The organism is Halomonas aquatica (genome assembly GCF_040196335.1).
Lineage (GTDB): Bacteria > Pseudomonadota > Gammaproteobacteria > Pseudomonadales > Halomonadaceae > Halomonas > Halomonas aquatica.
This window is the reverse complement of record NZ_JBEGCJ010000002.1, coordinates 63813-84977: the sequence shown is the minus strand read 5'-3', so window position 1 is coordinate 84977 and position 21165 is coordinate 63813. Positions and strand designations below refer to the sequence as shown.

At 62.8% G+C, this 21165-nt stretch carries 16 protein-coding genes; 7 read left to right on the top strand and 9 right to left on the bottom strand.

All coding sequences use genetic code 11. The annotated features are described in order from the left end of the window. Positions 1–101: 101 nt before the first annotated feature. Positions 102–734, top strand: coding sequence for an acrylate utilization transcriptional regulator AcuR (acuR, locus tag ABE960_RS03560; RefSeq protein WP_349760875.1), 633 nt, complete (start codon positions 102–104; stop codon positions 732–734). A 143-nt stretch (positions 735–877) separates the two neighbouring features. Then, complete coding sequence (gene acuI, locus ABE960_RS03555; protein ID WP_349760874.1) at positions 878–1861, top strand: acrylyl-CoA reductase (NADPH); 984 nt, start codon at positions 878–880, stop codon at positions 1859–1861. An 88-nt stretch (positions 1862–1949) separates the two neighbouring features. Here acuI and ABE960_RS03550 read toward each other — a convergent pair whose 3' ends face one another. Both ABE960_RS03550 and ABE960_RS03545 read right to left on the bottom strand, forming a co-directional pair. Next, a complete protein-coding gene (locus ABE960_RS03550) occupies positions 1950–4001 on the bottom strand; it encodes a diguanylate cyclase domain-containing protein (RefSeq protein ID WP_349760872.1) in 2052 nt (683 codons plus the stop codon). Between the two features lie 247 nt (positions 4002–4248). Further along, positions 4249–4632 (bottom strand): SpoIIAA family protein, encoded by a 384-nt coding sequence (locus ABE960_RS03545; protein ID WP_349760871.1) that lies wholly within the window; start codon positions 4630–4632, stop codon positions 4249–4251. A gap of 156 nt (positions 4633–4788) precedes the next feature. On the opposite strand from ABE960_RS03545, the gene ABE960_RS03540 reads away from it, so the two are divergent. Then, positions 4789–5214 (top strand): DUF3617 domain-containing protein, encoded by a 426-nt coding sequence (locus ABE960_RS03540; protein ID WP_349760869.1) that lies wholly within the window; start codon positions 4789–4791, stop codon positions 5212–5214. A 73-nt stretch (positions 5215–5287) separates the two neighbouring features. Here the strand turns inward: ABE960_RS03540 and ABE960_RS03535 are convergent, their stop codons facing one another. Then, entirely contained in the window at positions 5288–8401 is a 3114-nt protein-coding gene (locus tag ABE960_RS03535) for an efflux RND transporter permease subunit (protein WP_349760868.1), read from the bottom strand. Next, the gene (locus ABE960_RS03530) at positions 8401–9495 is read right to left on the bottom strand and encodes an efflux RND transporter periplasmic adaptor subunit (protein ID WP_349760867.1); all 1095 of its coding nucleotides are present in this window, start codon (positions 9493–9495) and stop codon (positions 8401–8403) included. The genes ABE960_RS03535 and ABE960_RS03530 overlap by 1 nt, the downstream gene beginning before the upstream one ends. 293 nt (positions 9496–9788) lie before the next feature. Here ABE960_RS03530 and ABE960_RS03525 point away from each other — a divergent pair, with 293 nt between their 5' ends. The 3 genes from ABE960_RS03525 (at position 9789) to ABE960_RS03515 (ending at position 14717) form a co-directional block, all read left to right on the top strand. Next, entirely contained in the window at positions 9789–10964 is a 1176-nt protein-coding gene (locus ABE960_RS03525) for a BaiN/RdsA family NAD(P)/FAD-dependent oxidoreductase (protein WP_349760866.1), read from the top strand. 168 nt (positions 10965–11132) lie between these two features. Next, positions 11133–13124 (top strand): hypothetical protein, encoded by a 1992-nt coding sequence (locus ABE960_RS03520; protein ID WP_349760865.1) that lies wholly within the window; start codon positions 11133–11135, stop codon positions 13122–13124. A 285-nt stretch (positions 13125–13409) separates the two neighbouring features. Then, positions 13410–14717, top strand: a complete 1308-nt coding sequence (locus tag ABE960_RS03515) for an ATP-grasp domain-containing protein (protein WP_432765332.1) — start codon at positions 13410–13412, stop codon at positions 14715–14717. 123 nt (positions 14718–14840) lie between these two features. Here the strand turns inward: ABE960_RS03515 and ABE960_RS03510 are convergent, their stop codons facing one another. The 5 genes from ABE960_RS03510 to ABE960_RS03490 all read right to left on the bottom strand — a co-directional run bounded on the left by ABE960_RS03510 (position 14841) and on the right by ABE960_RS03490 (position 17503). Further along, on the bottom strand, positions 14841–15296 hold the full coding sequence (locus ABE960_RS03510) for a CopD family protein (protein WP_349760864.1): 456 nt from the start codon (positions 15294–15296) through the stop codon (positions 14841–14843). 85 nt (positions 15297–15381) lie between these two features. Further along, on the bottom strand, positions 15382–15660 hold the full coding sequence (locus ABE960_RS03505; RefSeq protein WP_349760863.1) for a YqjK-like family protein: 279 nt from the start codon (positions 15658–15660) through the stop codon (positions 15382–15384). Next, complete coding sequence (locus tag ABE960_RS03500) at positions 15647–16042, bottom strand: phage holin family protein (protein ID WP_349760862.1); 396 nt, start codon at positions 16040–16042, stop codon at positions 15647–15649. Before ABE960_RS03500 ends, ABE960_RS03505 begins: the two co-directional genes overlap by 14 nt. Further along, complete coding sequence (locus ABE960_RS03495; protein WP_349760861.1) at positions 16042–16374, bottom strand: ElaB/YgaM/YqjD family protein; 333 nt, start codon at positions 16372–16374, stop codon at positions 16042–16044. Before ABE960_RS03495 ends, ABE960_RS03500 begins: the two co-directional genes overlap by 1 nt. An 85-nt stretch (positions 16375–16459) precedes the next feature. Beyond that, a complete protein-coding gene (locus ABE960_RS03490) occupies positions 16460–17503 on the bottom strand; it encodes a phospholipase A (protein WP_349760860.1) in 1044 nt (347 codons plus the stop codon). 202 nt (positions 17504–17705) lie between these two features. Between ABE960_RS03490 and mscK the strand changes: the two genes are divergently transcribed. Next, positions 17706–21119 (top strand): mechanosensitive channel MscK, encoded by a 3414-nt coding sequence (mscK, locus tag ABE960_RS03485; protein ID WP_349760859.1) that lies wholly within the window; start codon positions 17706–17708, stop codon positions 21117–21119. The last annotated feature ends 46 nt before the right edge of the window (positions 21120–21165 follow it).

Below are 21165 nucleotides of genomic sequence, written 5' to 3'. Positions count from 1 at the left end.
GCGTCCGCTGACGGGCCTCTTGCGTCCCTGCCCGGAATCGGGAGAAAGGCGTCCCACCCAGCCTGCTTGATTTTATAGACAGTCGGTCTATATTGGTGGGCATGACAGATGCGACCTCCAAGCCACGCCGCGGTCGGCCCCCCAGGGTGCCTCGCGATGATCCTGACACCCGGGCGGCCCTGATCCGCAGCGGCACCGAGGTGCTGACCGAACAGGGCTTCGTCGTCTCCGGTATTGATGGCATCCTCAAGCGCGTCGGGGTGCCCAAGGGCTCCTTCTATTACTACTTCGACAGCAAGGAGGCCTTCGGGCGCGCCGTGATGGAGCATTACGGCACCTACTTCGCCGGCAAGCTGGATCGCCACCTGCGGGATGAGACGGGCTCGCCGCTGGCGCGCATCGCGGCCTTCGTCGCCGATGCCACCGAGGGCATGGCCCGTCACGATTTCACTCGTGGCTGCCTGGTGGGCAATCTGGGACAGGAAGCCAGCGGGCTGCCTGAAGGCTTTCGGGAGTGGCTGCGCACGACACTAGAGGACTGGCAGCAACGCCTGGCCCGCTGCCTTCGTGAGGCGCAGGTGGCCGGCGAACTCGCCGAGAGTGCCGACTGCGACAGGCTTGCCGAGGCCTTCTGGATCGGTTGGGAGGGGGCCGTGATGCGCGCCCGGCTCGAGCGCGGGGCACGCCCCCTGGAGACCTTCATCACGACGTACATGGAGGGGCTGCCGCGCTAGGCGGCGCTCCCTTCGTGTCTTTTATAGACGATCAGTCTATAAACGAAGGGTCCAGCGATGGCTATTCTGTAAATGACCATTCCGTAAATGTCGGTTCTCACAATAGCCGTTTTATAACTACACGTTTTATAAGGAGGATGAAGATGTTCAAGGCCATTCTGATCGAGAAGAACGACGAGGGGCAGCGGGCCGGCGTAGAGACGCTGGACGAGTCTCGCCTGCCGGACGGTGATGTCACGGTTCGAGTCGACTGCAGTACCCTCAACTACAAGGATGCCCTGGCCATCACCGGCAAGGGGCCGGTGGTGCGCCAGTTTCCCATGGTGCCAGGGATCGACCTGGCGGGAACGGTCGAGAGCTCGACGGCCGAGGCCTACCAGCCCGGCGATGCCGTGCTGCTGAACGGCTGGGGCGTGGGCGAGAAGCATTGGGGCGGCCTGGCCGAAAAGGCACGGCTAGACGGCCGCTGGCTGATCCCCCAGCCGTCTGCCTTCAGCGCCAGGCAGGCCATGGCCATCGGTACCGCCGGGTATACCGCCATGCTGTCGGTGATCGCGCTGGAGAAGCAGGGCGTCTCGCCGGATCAGGGCGAGGTACTGGTCACCGGGGCCAACGGCGGTGTGGGCAGCTATGCGATCGCGTTGCTTTCACGGCTGGGCTACCGGGTCGTGGCCTCCACCGGGCGCCTGGAGGAGACGGACTATCTCAAGGAGCTCGGGGCCGAGGAGGTGATCGACCGGGGCGAGCTATCCGAGCCGGGACGTCCCCTGGCCAAGGAACGCTGGGCCGGTGCCATCGATTCGGTGGGCAGCCATACCCTGGCCAACGTGCTGGCATCGACCCGTTACGGCGGCACAGTGGCGGCCTGCGGGCTGGCTCAGGGCATGGACCTGCCGTCCAGCGTCGCACCCTTCATCCTGAGGGGGGTGACCCTTGCGGGGATCGACAGCGTGATGCGGCCCTACGCGGATCGCGTCGAGGCCTGGCGTCGGCTCGGTGAGCTGCTGGCGCCGGAGCAACTGGACGCCATCACCCGGACGATCTCCCTGGAGGAGGCCATCGACACGGCGGGCGAACTGATGGCCGGTCGGGTCCGCGGTCGGGTCGTGGTGGACATGTCGCTCTGACGGCGAGGCAGGGCCGACTCCTGTTGTCTAGCTATACGCAGGGGCACGCCGATGGCGCGCCCCTGCGTCATTACTGCCCCGAAGATCGTCAGGCATCCGACTGATGGGTTTTCGTCTCGTCTTCCAGAACCCTGGGCATATCCCCGCTCACGCAATAGCGATTCCGCCCGGCCTGCTTGGCCCGGTACATGGCATCGTCGGCCGCCTTCATCAGCGTATCGGCGCAATCGCCATCATCGGGATACAGGGACACCCCGATGCTGGCGCCGATGCGCAGTGTGGCGTCTCCCACTGTCAACGGAGGACCCAGGCGCTTCAGCAGCAGGCGGGCGACCTCTGCCGCATCCTCGGGGGCGTTGAGTTCGCTCAGCAGAACGACGAATTCATCACCGCCCTGTCGGCTGACGACGTCCGTCTCTCGTGTCACCTGGAGGAGTCTCTCGGCCACGTCCTTGAGCAGTGCATCGCCGGTTTCGTGGCCGTGCGTGTCATTGATTGTCTTGAAGTTATCCAGGTCGAGGAACATCAGCGCCATCTGCCGTTCATGGCGATGACAGGCTGCGATGGCGAGCTCGAGGCGATCGACCAGCAACCGCCGGTTCGGCAATCCGGTCAGGGTGTCGTGATAGGCCAGGTGCCAGATGGCCTGTTCCTGATGCAGTTGCTCGGTGATATCGCTGAAGGCAATGACGATCGCGCTGGAGTCATCCTCTTCTCGGAGTGGAGCGGCGCTCATGTCGACGGGGAGCCGTGACCCATCCCGGCGAACGAAGGTCTCCTGGTCGCTCCGATAGGGCCGGCCTGCCGCGGTGACGCCCTGGAATTGTTCACTTTGCTCCCAGAGGTCCGGCATGACCTGGTGAGCGTCCCTGCCCAGGAGCTCGTCACGGCGCCAGCCCAGCAGCCGCGAGGCTTCCGAGTTGACCTCCTGGATACACCACTCTTGATCGATCACCAGGATGCCTTCCGCGAGGTTGGCGGTGATCTGGCGGTGGCGATGCGCCTCCCGACGGGCGAGTCGCTGGGCCTCACGACGCATCATGAACAGCCAGGGGGTGGTGGCCGAGGTCGTCAGCGTCACGATGAGGCCTAACAGGTAGACCGCGGTTCTGACAGGCGTGGCGAACAGGTTGGCAGTGGGCATGGCATCGCTCGGCACCAGGGCGGCCACCTTCCAAAAATAGCCGTCATCTGAGCGAACTTCACGGCTTCTTCCATAAGCCAGCGCCGAGCCGCTGCTGGATGCTGATATGTATGGCGATGAAGACGGGTTAACAGTGGTGAAAGTCAGCAAGCCATCCTTGGTATGTAAGCTGCCCGAGTCGTTATCAACCATCTTCTGCCAGGCATCTGGATGATGCTGCGCAAATCCCCCGGGCTTGCCGAACATGAATCCCCATTCTTGGTCTTCAGGGCCCACCAGCCAGTCACCTTGTTGGTTGATCAGCATTGCCTGAGACATGCCACCCAGTATCTGACGGATCCGGTCGAGAAGGTGAGTGGCATCAAAATTGATCACCAGGCTCCCCTGGCGACTGCCGCGGGCGTCGAACAGTGGGGTGCCGGCTCGCAGTGTGGGGCGATAGGGTTTCTCGATCAGGAAGTTCTCGATGTTCAGGTCCATAGGAGAGAGGTATATTTCTCTGGATGATAGGCGAGAAATGTCTTGCATGTAGTAACGATCGGACTTGTTCTGAAGGGCAGATTTCGGTATGGCTTTTGTCTGTCCGTCCATGCTTTCGACCCGTGCACTCTCGGCACCGTCCTTATCTAGCAGGCGTATCTGGAAATAGATTTCTCCTGTATTCATGAAGGCCCTAAACAGTTCTTCGACTCGGTAACGCCGCCTTGCATTCCGAGATTCCACTGCCGTTTTCACGGACGGGGTTCGGGAGAGAAAAAACGTGTCTCTACCGATTGTATCAAGTTGGTTTTCGATCACTCCGGAGGCTGTCTCGACTCTGGCCTTTTCCCTCGCTTTCAGGTTGTCCATGTCCTGGGCAGTGGTCAGGATCAGGACAACCTTAACGATCAAGGTGAACAGCAGCGCGGACAGGCCGGCGATGGCCCCCGTGCGGAAGAGGAGATGGCGGTGGGCGAAGGTCTGCCGATGCATGCCTCGGCCGGGGGCCTGCGTCATGAAGGGTCCTCGTTCAGGGGCTTGCGGTTTTCAGGATGGCCATGCCGACTGGACTCCCTCACCCGTGGCGAGTGCCATCGGTGGTTCATCGGGCGAGTGGGAGGAGCGTTTGACGCGCTCGGGGCAATGCATCCACCAAAAATAATGTATCAGATACTGACCGACAAGAGGCTCTGTCTCCAGCAGGCCGCCTCCACCGGCGGCACGACTACTGGCGGCTGCCCTACCCGCAACGCCGTGAACCGGATCAGCTCGCCTCTGGCAGGTGGAGGATCCACGCTCGGGCCGCGGCTCGCTCTTGGGCAGGGAAGACCCGAACCTCCAGGGGACGGAACAGGCGGCTCTCGAGTTCGGCCAGGGGCCGCAGCCAGGAATGGTCGGTGACCATCGCGACGCGATGGTAGTGCGAGAGCTCTCCGATCTGCGTCAGACCGTAGCCCAGGTCCCGAAGCAGGGCGGTGAAGGTCATCCAGCGCATGTCGTCGATTTCGGCATAGAGGCTGACTTTCGGATGGGCCTGCTTGGCCTGCTCGATGGCATCGATGGCCTGCTGCAGGTCGTCGGCATCCACCTTGCCGCTGGCGCGCAGGGCCACCACATGGGGAGCCTCTCCGGGGATGAGCTCCAGCATCGTTGTCTCCTTGGGCGTTGCCTCCTTTCAGCATAGCGTCCCGGAGGGGGCGCATGGCGACTTCGGAGGCTCGATGGGGAGGGGGTGGCAATTGGGCTATGCTGATGACCATGCCGAAGGCTTGGCATACCCGTCATCTTCAGGGAGAGTAGCCGCATGTCGTTCCGTCCCCTTCTTGCCAGCCTGCTGCTGGCGCTGCCACTGGCAGCCCTCGCCGAATCCCCCAATATCGTGCCGGGCCAGTGGGAGTTCACCAGTACCACCTCAGTGGTTGGTGACCTGCCGATCCCCGACCAGACCGAGAGCCAACAGGAGTGCATCGCCCAGGGCGATATCGATGACGAGGAGTTCAGCTTCATCGAGCAGGAGGAGGGCTGCGAACTGCTCGATCACGAGGTCACGGTCGACGGCATGGACTACCGTATGGTGTGCCGAGCCGAGGGGGGCGAGGCCAGCATCATCGGTCGCATGGACTTCCTCGGCCAGCGGCTCGAGGGCACTGTCGATATCCTGGTCGATTCCGCCGCGGGCGAGCTCAGAATGACCACCGCCATCGAGGGCCAGCGCATCGGTGACTGCTGAACCGGGCTCGTAGAACGTTCCCCAGCTCTATCAGTCCCGGGGAAGCAAGGCTTTCGCATTCCTGGCGCCGGCCTCAGTGGCCGGCAGCCTCCTTGCCCATTTCCCGCTCCAGGCGGCGGGCGACATCGCCGGGCGAGCCGGTACGCCTGGCCAGCAGGTCATAGGCCACCGGCACCACGAAGAGGGTGAACAGGGTGGCCGCGGCCAGGCCACTGAGAATGACGGTGCCGATCACCAGTCGGGTCTCGGCACCCGCACCACTGGAGATGATCAGTGGCACGGCACCGGCCATGGTGGTGACGGCCGTCATCAGGATCGGACGGAGTCGAGTGACGGCGGCATCGACCAGGGCATCGTGGAAGGCGATACCCTGGTCACGCAGTTGATTGGCGAACTCGACGATCAGGATGCCGTTCTTGGCGGCAAGCCCCACCAGCATCACCAGCCCCACCTGGCTGTAAATGTTCAATGACTGTCCCGTGACATGGAGCCCAAGCAGGGCGCCGAAGATGGCCAGGGGGACGGTGAGCATGATCACGAAGGGGTGTACGAAGCTCTCGAACTGCCCGGCCAGCACCAGGAAGACCACCAGTACCCCGAGTCCGAGCAGGAAGGCAGTCGCACCGCTGGCCTCCTGATAGTCTCGCGAGGCGCCCTTGACATCGGTCTGGACCTCCGCGGGCAGAACCTCGGCGACTGCCGCATTGAGGTAGTCGAGGGCCTCGCCGAGCGGGTAGCCATCGGCCAAGTCGGCCTGAATCGTGATCGCCCGGACGCGGTTGAAGCGGTTCAGGGTGCTGGGCCCGGCGAAGTCGGTGAGGGTCACCAGGCTTGCCAGGGGGATCAGCTCGCCGGAGCGTGCCGAGCGGACCAGCAGATTTTCGAGGGAACGCGGGCTCGGTCTGGCCCCCGGCTCGCCCTCGAGGATCACATCGTACTCCTGACCATCATCCACGTAGCGGGTCACGGTGCGCCCACCCAGCAGGGTCTCGAGCGTGCGACCGATCTCGGTGACGGTCACCCCCAAAGCGGAGGCGCGGGTGTAGTCGATGTCCACGCGGAGCTGCGGCTGGTTTTCCTCATAGTCACTTTCCAGGCTCGTCAGGCGGGGATTGTCCTCGCGGATATGTGATATCAGGGTGTCTCGCCATTCGGCGAGTTGTTCATAGGTGCCACCGCCGAGCACGAACTGCACCGGCTTTTCGACGCGCTGGCCGAAGCCCTGGCGCATGACCGGGAAGGCCCTGACGCCGGGCAGATCGGCAAGCCGGCCACGGATATCGGCCATGATCGCCCAGGCGGAACGTCGCGAGTTCCAGTCGGCCAGGTTGACGATCACGAAGCCGCTGTTGAAATTTTCGATATTGCCCCAGCCGCGTGGCGCTCGTACCACGATTCTCTCGATCTCGCCGCTCTCGGTCATCGGCATCAGGCGTGTCTCGATCTCGTTCATGTAGTCGAGCATGTAGTCGTAGGTCGCGCCGGGTGGGCCGTTGACCAGCACGAAGAAATTGCCGCGATCCTCCTTGGGTGTGTACTCATTGGGGAGTTGGCCATTGAGCCAGATCATGCCGCCGATCAGCCCCATGAAAAGCACCAGCACGACCAGTCGCAGCCTGAGGACACGTTCGAGCATGGCCCGATAGACGCGACGCGACAATTCGAGCAACCAGGTCACCGCGGCGGAGATGCGTCCTTCGTGCATGTCGTTCTTGAGTATCTTGGAGGCCATCATCGGCGTCAGGGTCAGCGCCAGCAGGCTCGAGATGGCGACCGCGGCGGCCAGCGTCAGCGCGAACTCCGAGAAGAGTCGGCCGATGTCTCCCTGCAGCAGGCTCAGTGGTATGAATACCGCGATGAGCACCAGGGTGGTGGCGATGACCGCGAAGGCGATCTGCCGGGTACCCCGGAAGGCGGCGACCAGTGGCGTCTCGCCGAACTCCTGCATGCGCCGGTGGATGTTCTCCAGCACCACGATGGCGTCATCGACGATCAGGCCGATGGCCAGCACCAGGGCAAGCAGTGTCAGCAGATTGATCGTGAAGCCCATCACCGCCAGGGCGGCAAAGGAGCCGATCAGAGCGATGGGTACCGTGACGGCAGGAATCAGGGTGGTACGGATATTGCCCAGGAAGATGAAGATCGCGAGGACCACCAGGCCCATGGCGATGAACAGGGTCTGTACCACCTGGGAGATCGCGCCAGCGACGAAAACCGAGGCGTCGAAATTGAGACGCAAGGACATGCCTTCGGGGAGGGTGTCCTGCAGGCGTTGCATTTCCGCCTGCACTTCGCGTGAGATCTCCAGCACGTTGGCGGTGGATTGCTTGCGCATTCCCAGGCCCACCATGGGAACGTCATTGCCCCGGAAGATGGTGCGCTCCTCCACGGCACCGATCTCGACACGTGCGACATCTCCGAGACGCACCAGGTAGCCATCACTCCCCTCATCGAGGACCAGATGGCGGAAGTCATCGGGTGTGGCGAAATTGCGCGGCAGCCGGACGATGAACTGGCGTGACCGGGACTCGATGGCGCCGCCGGGCAGTTCGACGTTTTCCTGCCGCAGGGCGGCTTCCACGTCGCCTGCCGTCAGGCTGCGGGCCGCCAGGGCATTGGCGTCGAGCCAGATACGCATGGCGTAGTCGCGTCCGCCCCCGACGATGACCCTGGATACCCCCGGCTGCACCGAGAAACGATCGACCAGGTAGCGGTTGGCGTAGTCGGTGAGCTCGGCCATGGTGAAGCGCTCTCCGGAGAGCGACAGCCACAGCACGACATCATCGCTTGAATCCGCCTTCTGCACCTCGGGGGGATCCGCTTCCTCGGGCAGATTGTCGAGAGAGCCTGAAATGCGATCGCGGATGTCGTTGGCGGCCGCATCGATGTCCATGCCCAGCCCGAATTCCACGTTGATGCTGGAGCGGCCGTCTTCGCTGGAGGAGGAGATCACCTCGATGCCGGCCACCCCGGAGATCCGGTCTTCCAGAACCTGAGTGATTCGGGTCTCCACCACGCTGGCCGAGGCACCCGGATAGCGGGTGTCGATGCCCACCACGGGTGGATCGATCGATGGGTATTCCTGCAGTGGCAGCCTCTGCAGGGCCAACAGGCCGAAGGCCACGATCAGGGCGGCGAGGACGGTGGCCAGTACCGGCCTCTGGACGGAGATGTCGGAAAGACGCATCAGCTATCCTTCTCGGATTCGTTGCGAGCCTGCAGAAGGATGTCGGGTACGCTGGTGTCCCCGTCGAGGATGCCGATAAGGCGTGCCTCTCCTCCGTCGCGGACCCGTTCGGTGCCATGGGCGACCACCAGGTCATCTACCGCCAGGCCCTCGAGGATCTCCACCTCGCCCTCGCGCCGCGCGCCGATCCTGACCTCACGTTTCTCGACCCGATAGGTCTCTCCCTCGCCCTGGAGCACCAGCACGAACTGGCGCTGACCCTCGGGTATCAGTGCGGCCTCAGGCATCACGACCGCGTTTCGCGGGGAGAGCTGCAGTGTCACCTGCATCAGCATGCCGGGGCGCAGGCGCAGTTCGGGGTTGGCGAGTTCGGCACGCACCGCCAGGTTGCGGTTGACGGGATCGACGCGGGTGCCGAGGCTCGCGATCTCTCCATCGAAGGATGCGTTCGGGAAGGCGGCGCTTGTGGCGGTCAATGACAGGCCGGGTTCCAGCATCCCCAGCGAGACCTCGGGTACACCGAAATCCAGGGTCATGGTGTCGAGCTTGTCCAGAGTCACCAGGTCCGTCCCCGGGGTGACCAGGGTGCCGACACTGATGTCGCGGAAGCCGACTCGCCCACTGAAGGGAGCGAGAATCCGGTAGTTGGCGAGCCGCGCCTCCAGGGCCTGGATTTCCGCCTCGACCTGCCGCAACCGGGAGCGGGCATCTTCTACATCGGCGCGCGGAGCCAGGTTGCGGCTTTCCAGCTGGTTCAGGCGGGTGACGGTATTGCGCCGCTCATCGCGCAATGCCTGAGCAGAGCGCAGGTCTGCCTGTTCCTCGCTGTCATTGAGCTGGAGCAGCAGCTGGCCTGTTTCCACTTCCTCACCGTCACTGAAGCTCACCTCGGCGACCAGCGCCGTCACGGTGGAGGAGAGCGTCACGCTCTCGTCGGCGCGCAGGGTGCCCAGTGCCTCCAGAGGATCGGACCAGGGCTCCAGGGAGGCCCTGGCACCTATCACGGCGGTGGGCTGCTGAGCGGCCAACAGAGAAGAGAGCATCAGCAGGGCCAGGGCAATCAGCAGGGACAGGTGAGTTCGCGATCGAGTCATGGAGTGCGTTCTTGTCGTTGATCGATGAGCAGGTGCCAGGTCACTCGGATCACCCCTTTCAGCCTGAACGGTCGGTGATGGACGGGTGATGTCAGGCTGTGACAGCACGGTCTGTCATCACAGTCTTACATCGCAGTGTGAAAACAATGCACGAGTGTCCGAGCGTACTCTTAATGTACAATTCTTGTACAGAAATTTCCAGTCCACAAGGGAGGCGAGTCGGTGGTCGGCGGCAGCCCGGTGGGCTGCTAGAATGCGCGTCCTGGATCGATTCCCCGCGGGAGGCCAAGGCCGTGACATACGATGTGGTGGTGATCGGCGCCGGTGCCGCCGGGCTGATGTGCGCGATGACCGCCGGCTACGCCGGACGGCGGGTGCTGGTGGTCGATCATGCCAACAAGGCCGGCAAGAAGATCCTGATGTCCGGTGGGGGGCGCTGCAATTTCACCAACCTGGCCTCGGGTCCGGCGAACTTCTATTCGGACAATCCGGCCTTCTGCATCTCGGCACTCAAGCGCTACCGGCCCGAGCACTTCGTCGAAATGGTGGATCGCCACGGCGTGGAGTATGTGGAGAAGGCGCCGGGCCAGCTGTTCTGCGCTGAATCCTCCAAGGAGATCCTGAGGGTGCTGATGACCGAATGCGACTGGGCCGGCGTGACGGTCCGCCTGAAGATGTCCATCGAGCGCGTCGAGCGGGCCGGGGAGGGCATGCGGCTCGCCACTTCGGCAGGATGCATAGACGCCGGCGCCGTGGTGGTGGCGTGCGGTGGGCTCTCCATTCCCACCATGGGCGCCAGCGGGTTCGGTCATGACCTAGCCCGGCAGTTCGGCCTCGGGGTCACCGATACCCGGGCCGCCCTGGTGCCCTTTACCCTCAGCTCGCACTGGAAGGCCCGGGCGGAGGCCCTGGCAGGGGTCAGCCTCGAGGTGGCGGTGACCTGCCGAGGGCGCTGCTACCGTGAACCGATGCTCTTTACCCATCGCGGACTCTCGGGCCCTGCCATGCTGCAGATATCCAGCGTCTGGCAACCCGGTGATTTCCTGTCCATCGACCTGCTGCCCGGCCTCGATGCCTTCGAGGCCCTGGCCTCGGCACGTCGAGAGACTCCCCGGCGACGGCTTTCCACCTGGCTGGCCGAGCACCTGCCGAAGCGACTCGCCCAGGCGCTGGTGGAGTGGCATGGCGATGATGGGGTGCTGGCCGAGTGTTCCAATGAACGACTGGCAGCCTGGGCCTCGCGTCTTGATGACTGGCGCGTGAAGCCTGCCGGCACAGAGGGCTGGCGCACCGCCGAGGTGACGATGGGCGGGGTGGATACACGTGCACTCTCGTCGAAGACCTTCGAGGTCACGGGGCTGCCTCAGTTGCGCTTCATCGGCGAGGTGCTGGATGTCACCGGCGAACTCGGTGGCCATAACTTCCAATGGGCATGGGCGTCCGGCGTGGCGTGTGGCCTGGACCTCTAGCGTCATCCCGTTCGAGGCCGGACAGCCAGGCCTTGGGGAACATCTTTGTCTCGCATGACGGACTCGGAGATCCCCAGATACTTCACGATTTGCGGGGCGCCGGCGTTCCTGGCTCAAGCCCTGGCCGATGCGATTGACATGTTCCCGGGTAGGATGGACAGTGGGGGGATGAGTCTGGACACAAACGAATCTCACTCCCAAGATCATGGCATCTCGGTCGCGTTGTCAGGGGAGCGGCTCGATGCTGCCATCGAGCGGCTTGCCGCTGCCAATGCTGTCGCCGGGGTATCGCCCGTATTCGAGGTTCTCGATCCGGCCCGCGCGTTGATGTTCGATGCCGAGGGCATGGATGTCCTATATGCGCGGATACCGTCGCTCGAGGCCGCCGGGTTCTTCCGCGGCAGCGACTGGGATTATCCTCAGACGCTGGTGCCCTCCCTCGCCGTTCGTACGGTTCGTCATGGTGACCCGGTAGCCACCCTGGTGGAAAGCCTCAGTCAGATTCGCTTGCTGGCGGTGGCCAGTGGCGACTATGTACATCCCTCGATCTCTGCAGAGCACGCCCATCACTTTCTCGCTCAAGTGATGGCCATGAACCTCGACCTTCTGGTCAGCGACCTGCAGGAGGGCGACCGCCTGCGGCCCGAAGGGCTGGGGTTCGCCGTCCAGAACCTTTACCACTACCTGCTTCGGCATCTGGGTTATGAAAACCTTCTGGAACACCTGGTCGCCGAAGTGTGGCGGGTGCTGGCGCAACGACCGGTTCAGGTCGGCGGCGTCAAGCACATGGTGACCCAGATTGCCGCCTGCCTGCACAAACCCGATACCAAGATGGGTGAGGTCGGGGATGATGCGCTGCGACTGATCAATGCCGTGTTCAGCCCCACCGAGGGTTGCCGCGAAGATCCCGGTTTCGACGCCTACGGCGAGCGGCTTGCGGGCATGGACGACGCGACGCTGTTGCAGGAGGCCATTGCCTTCGCACAGGCCATGCACAGCACCGGCCTGGTCTCGCCCTACATGCCGGGCTTCATCCGTTATCTGCGAACTCGATGGAACGCCTTGATCCCCACGGCGCTGGGCCTCAGCTACACCGGCGCAGATGCCTTTCACTGTTATCCGGCGTTGATTCATACCCTGATCGACGAGGCCCTGTTCGCCGAGACCAGTCAGGCGGTCTACGGCCTCGCCATGATGCTCGAGCGGGGCATTCTTTACTCGCCAGCGGTGGCTCCGTCGCTGTGGCGGCAGCTGAGGTTGACCCTCTGCGACGCGGCGGCCCAGAAGATCGTCAGTGTCTTCGGGACCCGTCGCGCTCCGGAGTGCTTCCTGCTTGCTGACGTCCTGAACGTCCTCGGTCAACCCCTTGGCGTGGGTCAGGGCAATTACCCCACCTGCCAGTCCACGCGCGCCCTGTCCATGTGGGCCTACGGTGCCCCGGCCGACCTTCTCCGGATGGTCGCCTGGGCGGCACGCGATGACGAGATCGTGATGCGCTTCGAGGGCGACAACGTCTCCTCGCGGGAACTCGGGGCCGGTCTGGCGAGCGAGCCTCCCGTGGACGTGGACGCTGTCTCGTTGCTGACCGTCCCGCATCTGGATCGCATATATTTCGAGATGGGGCGCCGCAGTGCCGGGCGGGGAGAGGATCCTCACAAGTGGGTCAATGCCGAGTTTCATGGCGATCAGGTCGGTCACGGGTTCAGCATCGCTGTCGATGTTTTCACGGGAAAGCTGAAGGATTTCGAGGGTTTCATCCGGGCCTTCTATGCATCTTATCACCCTTACTATAATGGCAATATTCCGGTCATCAGTCCGCAACCTGCTGGTATTGCCGTGACCGATAGCGCCACGCGTTTTCTCGGTTGGCACGCGATCACGATCCAGCGTCTTGCACTGGACCCGAGCAGGGTCATGCGCGTGTATTTCTTCAATCCCAACAACGATAGTGGACAAGACTGGGGGCAGGAAATCGTCACCTCGACCCAGGGGAATGGCGAGCTATATGGCGAGGCCTCTCTGCCCGTGGCCGAGTTTGCTTCACGGCTTTACGTCTTTCATTATGATCCACTGGAAATGGGCGATCCCGCTACCGTACCGGTGGATGAAGTACACCGAGCCATGCGCCTGGCCCGGGATAGTTGGGCAACGGAGCGCTAGCGAGAAAATGTTTGCAATTCATTGTTTTGAACCATCAAGTTTCGGGGATGATGCCCTGATTTCCTATTCGATGGCTGAGCCGTTACACTGATTTTCATGATTGAGGCTGCAAGGACTCACGAGCGGACCATCGCGAATTGCGCGAGCCGTAGCGCACATGCCGCCAGGCCGCCTAGCCCTTGTGAAACGACCCTTGTGAAACGACAGTGCCCAGCGGCTCAGCTCACCGAGTGCGCACTCTGATTTGAGTGCAAATCTCTCACATAAACTGCAAGGAGAATATCGATGTCACCAGTAACAGAAGCCGAATTACCCCCGGAAGTTGCGGCCTGGACCGATCCGTCGATGGATTCGGTTCGCGGAACGGAGACGCCCAAGGATCCTAACAAGGGCTACATTGCCCTGCTTGGCTGGAGCGTCAATGCCATCAAGGCGGCACAGAAGTTTGACCGCCGCTACGTGGTCGTTGCACCCGAGTGGGCTGAGGATTTCTGCACGGCAAACAAGATCCCGTTCATTGCCTGGGATTTTATTCGCCTGAACGATCGATCCATGGAGATTGCCGAAAGACTGAAGGCGGAAGGCGTTGATGTCGCCATCCCACTGTTCGAGGAAACCGTCGAATGGTCAGGTGCGATCAACTCCGTCCTGATGGACAGCCCCCGCATGTACGGGCAATCCATCCTGTTCCGCGACAAGGCGCTGATGAAGCGTCGTGCTCAGCTTGGCGGCATTCGCGTGGGTATCTTCGAGGAGGCACACGAGAAGGAAGATGTCGTTCGCTTCATGAAGCGCGTCAACCAGACGCTGCTCAAGCTTGACGGCGACCCCGATGACCCGATTCACGTCAAGGCCTTCGACAAGGCAGGTTGCCTCGGCCATCGCATGATCCGCACGATGGAAGAGATCGAATATATACCGGACGAAGAGTATCCGTTGTTGATGGAAAGTCACCTGGACGGCTGGGAGTTTGCCGTCGAGGCCTGGATCCATGATGGCAAGATCAAGTTCCTCAACATTTCCGAATACGTGACATTGGGCTATTCGGTATTCGTTCCTGCCACCAAGGAACTCGAGAGCTGGCGCAGTGCCATTACCAAGCAGATCGAGAAGCTGATCAAGACCTTTGACATCCAGTTTGGTCTGATTCATCCCGAGTATTTCGTGACAGCAGACGGCGAGATGTACTTCGGCGAGGTCGCCTATCGTCCGCCCGGGTTCAAGGCCTTCGAGCTTATCGAGCGCGCTTACGGGTTCAATGCCTATCAGGCATCTATGATCGTCTTCGATCCCAAGAGCACCAAGGAAGAGGTCGATAACTTCTTCCCCCGCGAAGTGGTCGATGCGAAGGGCTATGCAGGTTGCTTCGGCGTTTATCCGCGTCGTCGTGTCGTCAGCAAGCTCGAGATGCCAAAGGAAACCATCGAGCATCCGTACTTCGATTTTCACGAACTGGTCCCGCCAACCGAGGAGACGGTTCCGGATCGCGCAGCCTTCGGCACGCACTGGGGCCTGTTGTTCTTCTACGGTGATGACCCGATCAAGATGCGGGATCTGCTCAAGGCCCAGGAAGACCTGGACTTCTATGTCTAGTCATCCGCTTTAGGCAAGCCCTGAATATGGGGCTGCACGGTGACATGAGGCAGGGCTTACGCCCTGCCTTTTTCATAGGTATATGAATCAGCCAGTTACATGCACCATTGCCGAGTGCATGCGTCACAGATAGCGGCCACCCGACGCGACCAGCACCGTGATCATTCCGATGATCAGGTTGATGCCGATCAACCGCCGGATCTGGGCCAGCTGCTTGCCGCCCATGGGCCAGTCCTCGCTGGCTACGGCCCGCCCCAGTCGCGGAAAGGGGGCGAACCAGATGTGCAGGAAGATCGCCATCATGGAAAGCCCCGTCGCCAGCATCAGGTGAACATGGGCGGCGGCGCCGCCCATGCCGCCGAACACCCCGAAGATCATCCACAATCCCGTTGTCAGCAGGACGGCCATGCTGGCCCATACCCAGGGGAAGAAACGCTTGAAGACGTGATACCAGAGCGTCAGCCGCTGGGGTGGCTCGAGCAGGTCCCCGGCGACCGGACGCAGGATCACCCAGGCGAAGAACATGCCGCCGACCCAGATCACGGCGGCGAGAAGATGCAGGCTGAGGGCTAAGGACATGATGGGGGGCTCCTTCAGGGCCGGGCTGCTGGGGAAATCAGCGCTGGGGGGAAATCTCGGGGGAAATCCAGGCGGCCAGGGTGACTCAGCTCAGCAGGTCACGGGCCTTCTTGGCGAACAGGGCGCCGGTCGTCAGTCGGCGGGCCAGGCGCATCGCTCCCCTGGGGCGTCTCAGGCCGTGATAGAGGATGACCCCGCCCACCATCAGCAGAGGGGTCTTGAAGCACACCACGGTCTGCCAGCCGTGGTCGATGGCCTGTCCTGCCATCTGCCAGCGGCGGGCGGCCACCAGCAGGTCGATGCGCTGCTGTTCGATGTCATGCTCGAGATCTGCCTTGCGTTCAAGGCGTTCAGAGCGATTCACGGGATGTCTCCACCAGTTCGCGATCCGTGGCCAGATGGCGAAGGGTGCCGGCCAGCAAGGTGCGACGTCGGGCCAGTTGCATCACTCGCAGGCCAAGCAATGCACCACTGCCAAGCAGCACAAGAGCGCTCACTCCGATGGCGGCAAGGCGGTGGGTTTCCCAGAACGCGACGATCACCAGGGTGGTGAGCACGCCGATGCCCAGCAGCAGCAGGATGAGGCTCAGCCCCGCCAGCAGCAGCAGGCCGAACAGCCGTGCGCGTTCCTCCTCGAGCTCGAGCACGGCGAGGCGCAGACGCGTCTCGCCGATGGCCAGCAGGCTGCCGAGCAGACGCTTGCCTGCTCCGAACAGCCGTTGAGCCGGTCCCTGGCTCGACGCCATCAGCGCCGCCCGATCAGCATGCCGACCACCACGCCCACGGCGGCCCCGATGCCGATGCTGGTCCATGGATTGTCGTGCACATAACGGTCGCAGGCGTCGACTTGCTCGGTCATGTTGTCGCGAGCCTCGCCGTAGAGACGTTCTCCGCGAGCCTCGAGTCGCTCGCGGGTGTCCTTCAGCCGCTTCTCTGCCCGGTCACGCAACTCCTTGATATTGCTTCGGGAGTCATCGGCAGTGGCGTTGACCAGCTCCTCGATGGTCTGGGTGAGATGCTGCAGGTCTTCTTTGAGTTGCTGGGTGGACTCGCTGGTGCGGGAGTGTTGACTGGTCATCGGGTCTTCCTTTGACGGTTAATGACTGGGTCAGCATAGCAGTCGGCCTGGTGTCTACAAAGTACCCGGCCCTGCGCAGCTCTCATCAGGGCTCCAGGCTTCGGCCAGAGAACAGCGGATTGAGGCTGAAGCCCAGGCTCAGGCGATTGGTGCGCTGGTCGTAGTCGATCAGGCTCTCGCCATAGCCATGGTAGTACTGCACATGCCCGCGGACACTGCCGAACAGTGGCCAGGAGTAGTCCAGTTCTGTGCCCATGTTGCCGAGGCTAGGGTTGCCGAGGAGCATCAGGCTGAGCTCGTTGTCACCGCCGAACCGACGGGCCACGGTGATGTCGCCATACCCGAGGTACTTGTGGATATCGGGGTTGTCGTCCTTGCCCTCGGGCTCCGGAATGCGCCATTGGGGCGCCAGGGTCAGGGCCCAGTCGTCGTTGACGAGGGTCGATTCGAAAATCAGCCGGTTCCAGCTGCGTGATAGCGCCCCTGTGCGGCCGTTGGACTGATGATTGAACGACAGGCGATTGTTGATGTTGGTCCAGCCCAGCATCGAGGTTCGGTTATCGAAGTCGATGAACACCTCGGGCTCGTAGTTGGTCTCGCGGAAGGGCGAGGAGGCAGCCGCGTTGAAGGCCTGCCACCAGCTGCGTTGGGTATAGCCGAAATTCAGGTCGCCGCCGTAATCGCCGAAGATATCCTCCATCAGGTTGAACTTGACGCTGAACTGGAACTTCATCTCCACCCGGTCAGAATCGCTGCCATCGCTGATCTCGCGAAAGACTTCATCGTTCGGATGGGTGTTATAGCTCAGGGGGAACCAGTAGTTGCGCCGATGGGTGGTGATGGCATAGGGGTTTATTGCGGAGGCGCGTTCGAGCTGGCGGCGCTCGTCCACGGCTTCATCGAGTTCCTGTTCGGCGTCCTCATCGGTGCGGGCGGCAATCTGGGAGGCCATGCTCTTGTCGGCCTGCAGCTGTTGGCGCAGTTCGCCCATCTCCTCCTGAAGCTCCGAGATGCGGGCTTCGATGGCCTGTCGCTCCATCTCGCTCAGCGACCCGGCGGCCAGGGTGTTGCCGGTCAGGCTCGCCATCAGCAGCAAGGCAGCAAAAAGGGAACATCGGGCAGAGAGCATGGCCAGACACCTTGTGGCAGTTGACGAACCGTTTCTATCACGCCAGTCAGCCAAGTCAACTGTGCTATCGAGGCGACAGACGGGCATTGCCTTGCTGACCTGGCAGGTCGAGAATCGTTCAAGGCTCCATCATAACCGAGGCTGTCCATTGAGTGCCCTTGATTATCACTGCCGTCGACGATCTGCCCTGCGGTGCAGCCTGATGTTGCTCTTCCTGTGCCTGGTGGTGGGACTTGTTGTCGCCATGCCATCGCTGGCTCAGGACGTGGCAGTTCAGGCCGATACCTCACGGGCGCTACCCACTCGCGATGAGATCGAGGCACGGCTCGAGGAGCGCCAGCCTGCCGAAGGCGATACGCCTACCGATGACGACCAGCGTGATATCGAGGCGCTGCGGGCGGCCCTCGACGGGGTGGAGCGCCTGGCGGCGGTCAGAGAACAACTGGCCAACCTCGATGCACGGGTCCGCAGTGCCCCAAAGGAACTGCAGCGGATCCAACAGGAGCTTGGTGACATTGAACAGATCGATCCGAAAACGTCCTTCGCGGAACTGGAGGGCCTGTCCGTAGAGGGTCTGGAGACGCGCCGCAGTAACGCTGAGCAAGCCCTTTCCGACGTCCAGGACAGGCTTGCCGAGGTTACATCGCTGCTACTGAATGCCCAGACCCTGCCGGAGCGGGCCCAGCAGGCCATCGGCGAGGCGATGAAGGTGGCCGATGAACGTCGTCGACAACTGGAGACTCTGGTCGATGGCCAGGTGGGTGAGGACGACCCCTTGCGCTGGCAACTGCGCCTCGAGAAAGAGCTGGCCGAGCAGACCATTAAATTGCACCAGCGCCAGTTGGAGACCAACAGTCGACTTCGCGAGCTGGATCAGGAGCATCGTGATCTGCTCGAGCGCCAGGTGGCCAGCCAGGAGGCTCGGCTGGCCATGCTCCAGGGCATCATCGATCGTCGCCGTCGAAAGGAGTCGGAGCAGGCCATCGCCGAGGCGGTCAGCGGAGAAGGTGAGGGCGTCATCGGACATCCCGTGGTCCGCAATGCCCGGGAGATCAACCGCAACATGAGCCTCGATCTGCTGCGCTCCACCGACCGGGCCAACAGCCTGGCGCGGGAAGGTCTCGAGGTGCGTCGCCAGTTCGACCGGGTACGCCAGCTCCAGCGCAGCCTAAATGAACAGATCGATGCCATCCGGGGCAGCATGCTGCTGTCACGAATCCTGCGCGAGCAACGACTGACGCTTCCGAAGGTGGAAGTGCAGCGTGACCTGCAGAACGAGATCGCCGACCTGCATCTCAAGCAGTTCGAACTCGGCCGCCAGCGGGATCTGCTGCGCGAGGGCGAGAAGCTGGCACGCCAACGGATCCAGGAGGCCGATGCCGAGGCCTCGCCGGCCCTGGTCGATTCGCTGCTCGGCCTCTACCAGGCCCGTCGTGAACTGGTCGACCAGCTGGAGCAGACCTATAGCGAGATGCTCAGCGCGGCCATCGACCTTCAACTCAACCAGCAGCAAATGAGGGCCACCAGCCAGGAGCTGCGGGCCACTATCGACGAGCAGCTGTTCTGGATCGCCAATACCCGTCCCCTGGGCCTGACCTGGCTTCGCAACCTGCCGGAGAACTTGGCCCTGGAGTGGCGAGAAGGGGAGTGGCGCGTCGTGCTGCCGGTGAACTGGCGGCTTCCGGATGTCCGGGCCCTGCTAGGCGTGCCGGTTCTGCTGGTGGCGCTGGGAGTGGTCGTCTGCCGACGTCGTATCCGGGTGCGGTTGGCGCATCTACATCAGGAAGTCGGCCGCCTCGAGCATGACTCTCAGTGGCATACCCCGCAGGCGGTGACGCTCAATGCCCTGTTGGCTCTGCCCGGGCCCCTCTGCCTGGTGGCGGGAGGCCTAGCCCTGTCGCTGGGCACGCAGGGTGTGGTCCAGGGGGTCGGCCAGGCCCTGCTGCACCTGGCCCTGGCCTGGGCGGTGCTCACCTGGGCACGTAACCTGCTGGTGTCGGGCGGGGTGGCCATGCGTCATTTCCACTGGCCCTCCGATTATGTGGCCTCGCTGCGCTGGTGGCTTCTGTGGCTGGGGGTGGCGCTGGCGCCGGTCCTGCTGATCACTCCCCTGGCCCGCGGCGCGGACATCGAGCTGAACCAACGGCCTATCGGCCTGACGCTGTTGCTGTTTGGCCTGCTGGCCATGAGCCTGGTGCTGACCAAGCTGATCCTGGCCCATGTGCCCTTCTTCGGAGTCAAGATGTTCCGCCTGTTGCTGGGGCTGGTCATTGCGCTGGTCCCTCTGGCGCTGGCGGGACTGATCCTCTACGGGTTCGAGTATACGGCCTTGAGCCTGGTGGGACGCTTCGTCATCTCGCTCTACCTGCTGGGACTCTGGGTCCTGGTGGAGGCCACGGTGATTCGTGGCCTGGCCGTGGCCGCTCGGCGGCTGGCCTATCGCCGAGCCCTGGCACGGCGAAATACCCAGGCTCAGGAGGGTGTTGAGGGCCTGGAGGTCGTCGAGGAACCTCCGCTGGACATGGATCAGGTCAATCAGCAGTCACTGCGACTCTCCAAGTTGATCCTGCTGATCGGGTTCATTCTGGTGCTCTACCTGGTGTGGTCGGACCTGCTCTCGGTCTTGAGTTACCTGGAGCAGGTCTCCCTCGTCGCGCCCGGGGAGGGCCAGGCGGCGGAGACGCTCACCGACATGGTCTCGGTGGCCGATATCATCACCGCCCTGCTGGTGGTGGTGCTGACCCTGATGATGGCGCGCAACCTGCCGGGCTTGCTCGAGGTAATGGTGCTCTCGCGTCTGGAGCTCAAGCAGGGCAGCGCCTATGCCATCAGCTCACTGCTTGCCTACACCATCGTCGGCGTCGGTGTGGTGTCGGCGCTGGGGAGCCTTGGGGTCTCCTGGAGCAAGCTGCAGTGGCTGGTGGCGGCACTGGGTGTGGGCCTGGGGTTCGGCTTGCAGGAGATCTTCGCCAACTTCGTCTCGGGGCTGATCATCCTCTTCGAGCGGCCGGTTCGCATCGGCGACACCATTACCCTGGGCAACCTCACCGGCACGGTGAACAGGATCCGCATCCGCGCCACCACGGTGACCGATTTCGACCGCAAGGAGATCATCATTCCGAACAAGACCTTCATTACCGACCAACTGATCAACTGGTCGCTCTCCGACACGGTTACCCGGGTGGTGCTCCTCTACGGCGTTGCTTACGGCTCGGATCACCGGCTGGTTCATCGCCTGCTGAGTCAGGCGGCCGACGAAAATCCTCGGGTGCTGACCGACCCTGAGACCCAGGTCTTCTTCATGAGCTATGGGGAGAGCACCCTGGACTTCGAGTTGCGCATCTTCGTGAACAGCCTCGGCGACCGGCTGTTCGCCACCGACGAGATCAATTGCCGGGTCGGCGAGCTGTTCGCCGAGCATGGCATCGACATCGCCTTCAACCAGCTCGACGTCTGGCTCCACCGTGCCGGCAATGAAACGAGAAAGGTCCAGAGTCTCTCGACTCACCAGCAGACCTTCCCCGACCATCCGCCCCCTGGAACGAAGGGGGATCCAGGCGACCTCGATGCTGGGGGAGATAGTGGCGGCGGTGATGGCGGTGACGCCGGACGTTGATGCCTGCCGGCGATGCATGACGTGATGTAAGCACGCGGCGGCGAGT

What these genes read in the sequence shown, in the direction of transcription:
- acuR (WP_349760875.1), top strand. Translation starts at nt 102, where the DNA reads ATGACAGATGCGACCTCCAAGCCACGCCGCGGTCGGCCCCCCAGGGTG.
- acuI (WP_349760874.1), top strand. Translation starts at nt 878, where the DNA reads ATGTTCAAGGCCATTCTGATCGAGAAGAACGACGAGGGGCAGCGGGCC.
- ABE960_RS03550 (WP_349760872.1), bottom strand. Translation starts at nt 4,001, where the DNA reads ATGACGCAGGCCCCCGGCCGAGGCATGCATCGGCAGACCTTCGCCCAC.
- ABE960_RS03545 (WP_349760871.1), bottom strand. Translation starts at nt 4,632, where the DNA reads ATGCTGGAGCTCATCCCCGGAGAGGCTCCCCATGTGGTGGCCCTGCGC.
- ABE960_RS03540 (WP_349760869.1), top strand. Translation starts at nt 4,789, where the DNA reads ATGTCGTTCCGTCCCCTTCTTGCCAGCCTGCTGCTGGCGCTGCCACTG.
- ABE960_RS03535 (WP_349760868.1), bottom strand. Translation starts at nt 8,401, where the DNA reads ATGCGTCTTTCCGACATCTCCGTCCAGAGGCCGGTACTGGCCACCGTC.
- ABE960_RS03530 (WP_349760867.1), bottom strand. Translation starts at nt 9,495, where the DNA reads ATGACTCGATCGCGAACTCACCTGTCCCTGCTGATTGCCCTGGCCCTG.
- ABE960_RS03520 (WP_349760865.1), top strand. Translation starts at nt 11,133, where the DNA reads ATGAGTCTGGACACAAACGAATCTCACTCCCAAGATCATGGCATCTCG.
- ABE960_RS03515 (WP_432765332.1), top strand. Translation starts at nt 13,410, where the DNA reads ATGTCACCAGTAACAGAAGCCGAATTACCCCCGGAAGTTGCGGCCTGG.
- ABE960_RS03510 (WP_349760864.1), bottom strand. Translation starts at nt 15,296, where the DNA reads ATGTCCTTAGCCCTCAGCCTGCATCTTCTCGCCGCCGTGATCTGGGTC.
- ABE960_RS03500 (WP_349760862.1), bottom strand. Translation starts at nt 16,042, where the DNA reads ATGGCGTCGAGCCAGGGACCGGCTCAACGGCTGTTCGGAGCAGGCAAG.
- ABE960_RS03495 (WP_349760861.1), bottom strand. Translation starts at nt 16,374, where the DNA reads ATGACCAGTCAACACTCCCGCACCAGCGAGTCCACCCAGCAACTCAAA.
- ABE960_RS03490 (WP_349760860.1), bottom strand. Translation starts at nt 17,503, where the DNA reads ATGCTCTCTGCCCGATGTTCCCTTTTTGCTGCCTTGCTGCTGATGGCG.
- mscK (WP_349760859.1), top strand. Translation starts at nt 17,706, where the DNA reads ATGTTGCTCTTCCTGTGCCTGGTGGTGGGACTTGTTGTCGCCATGCCA.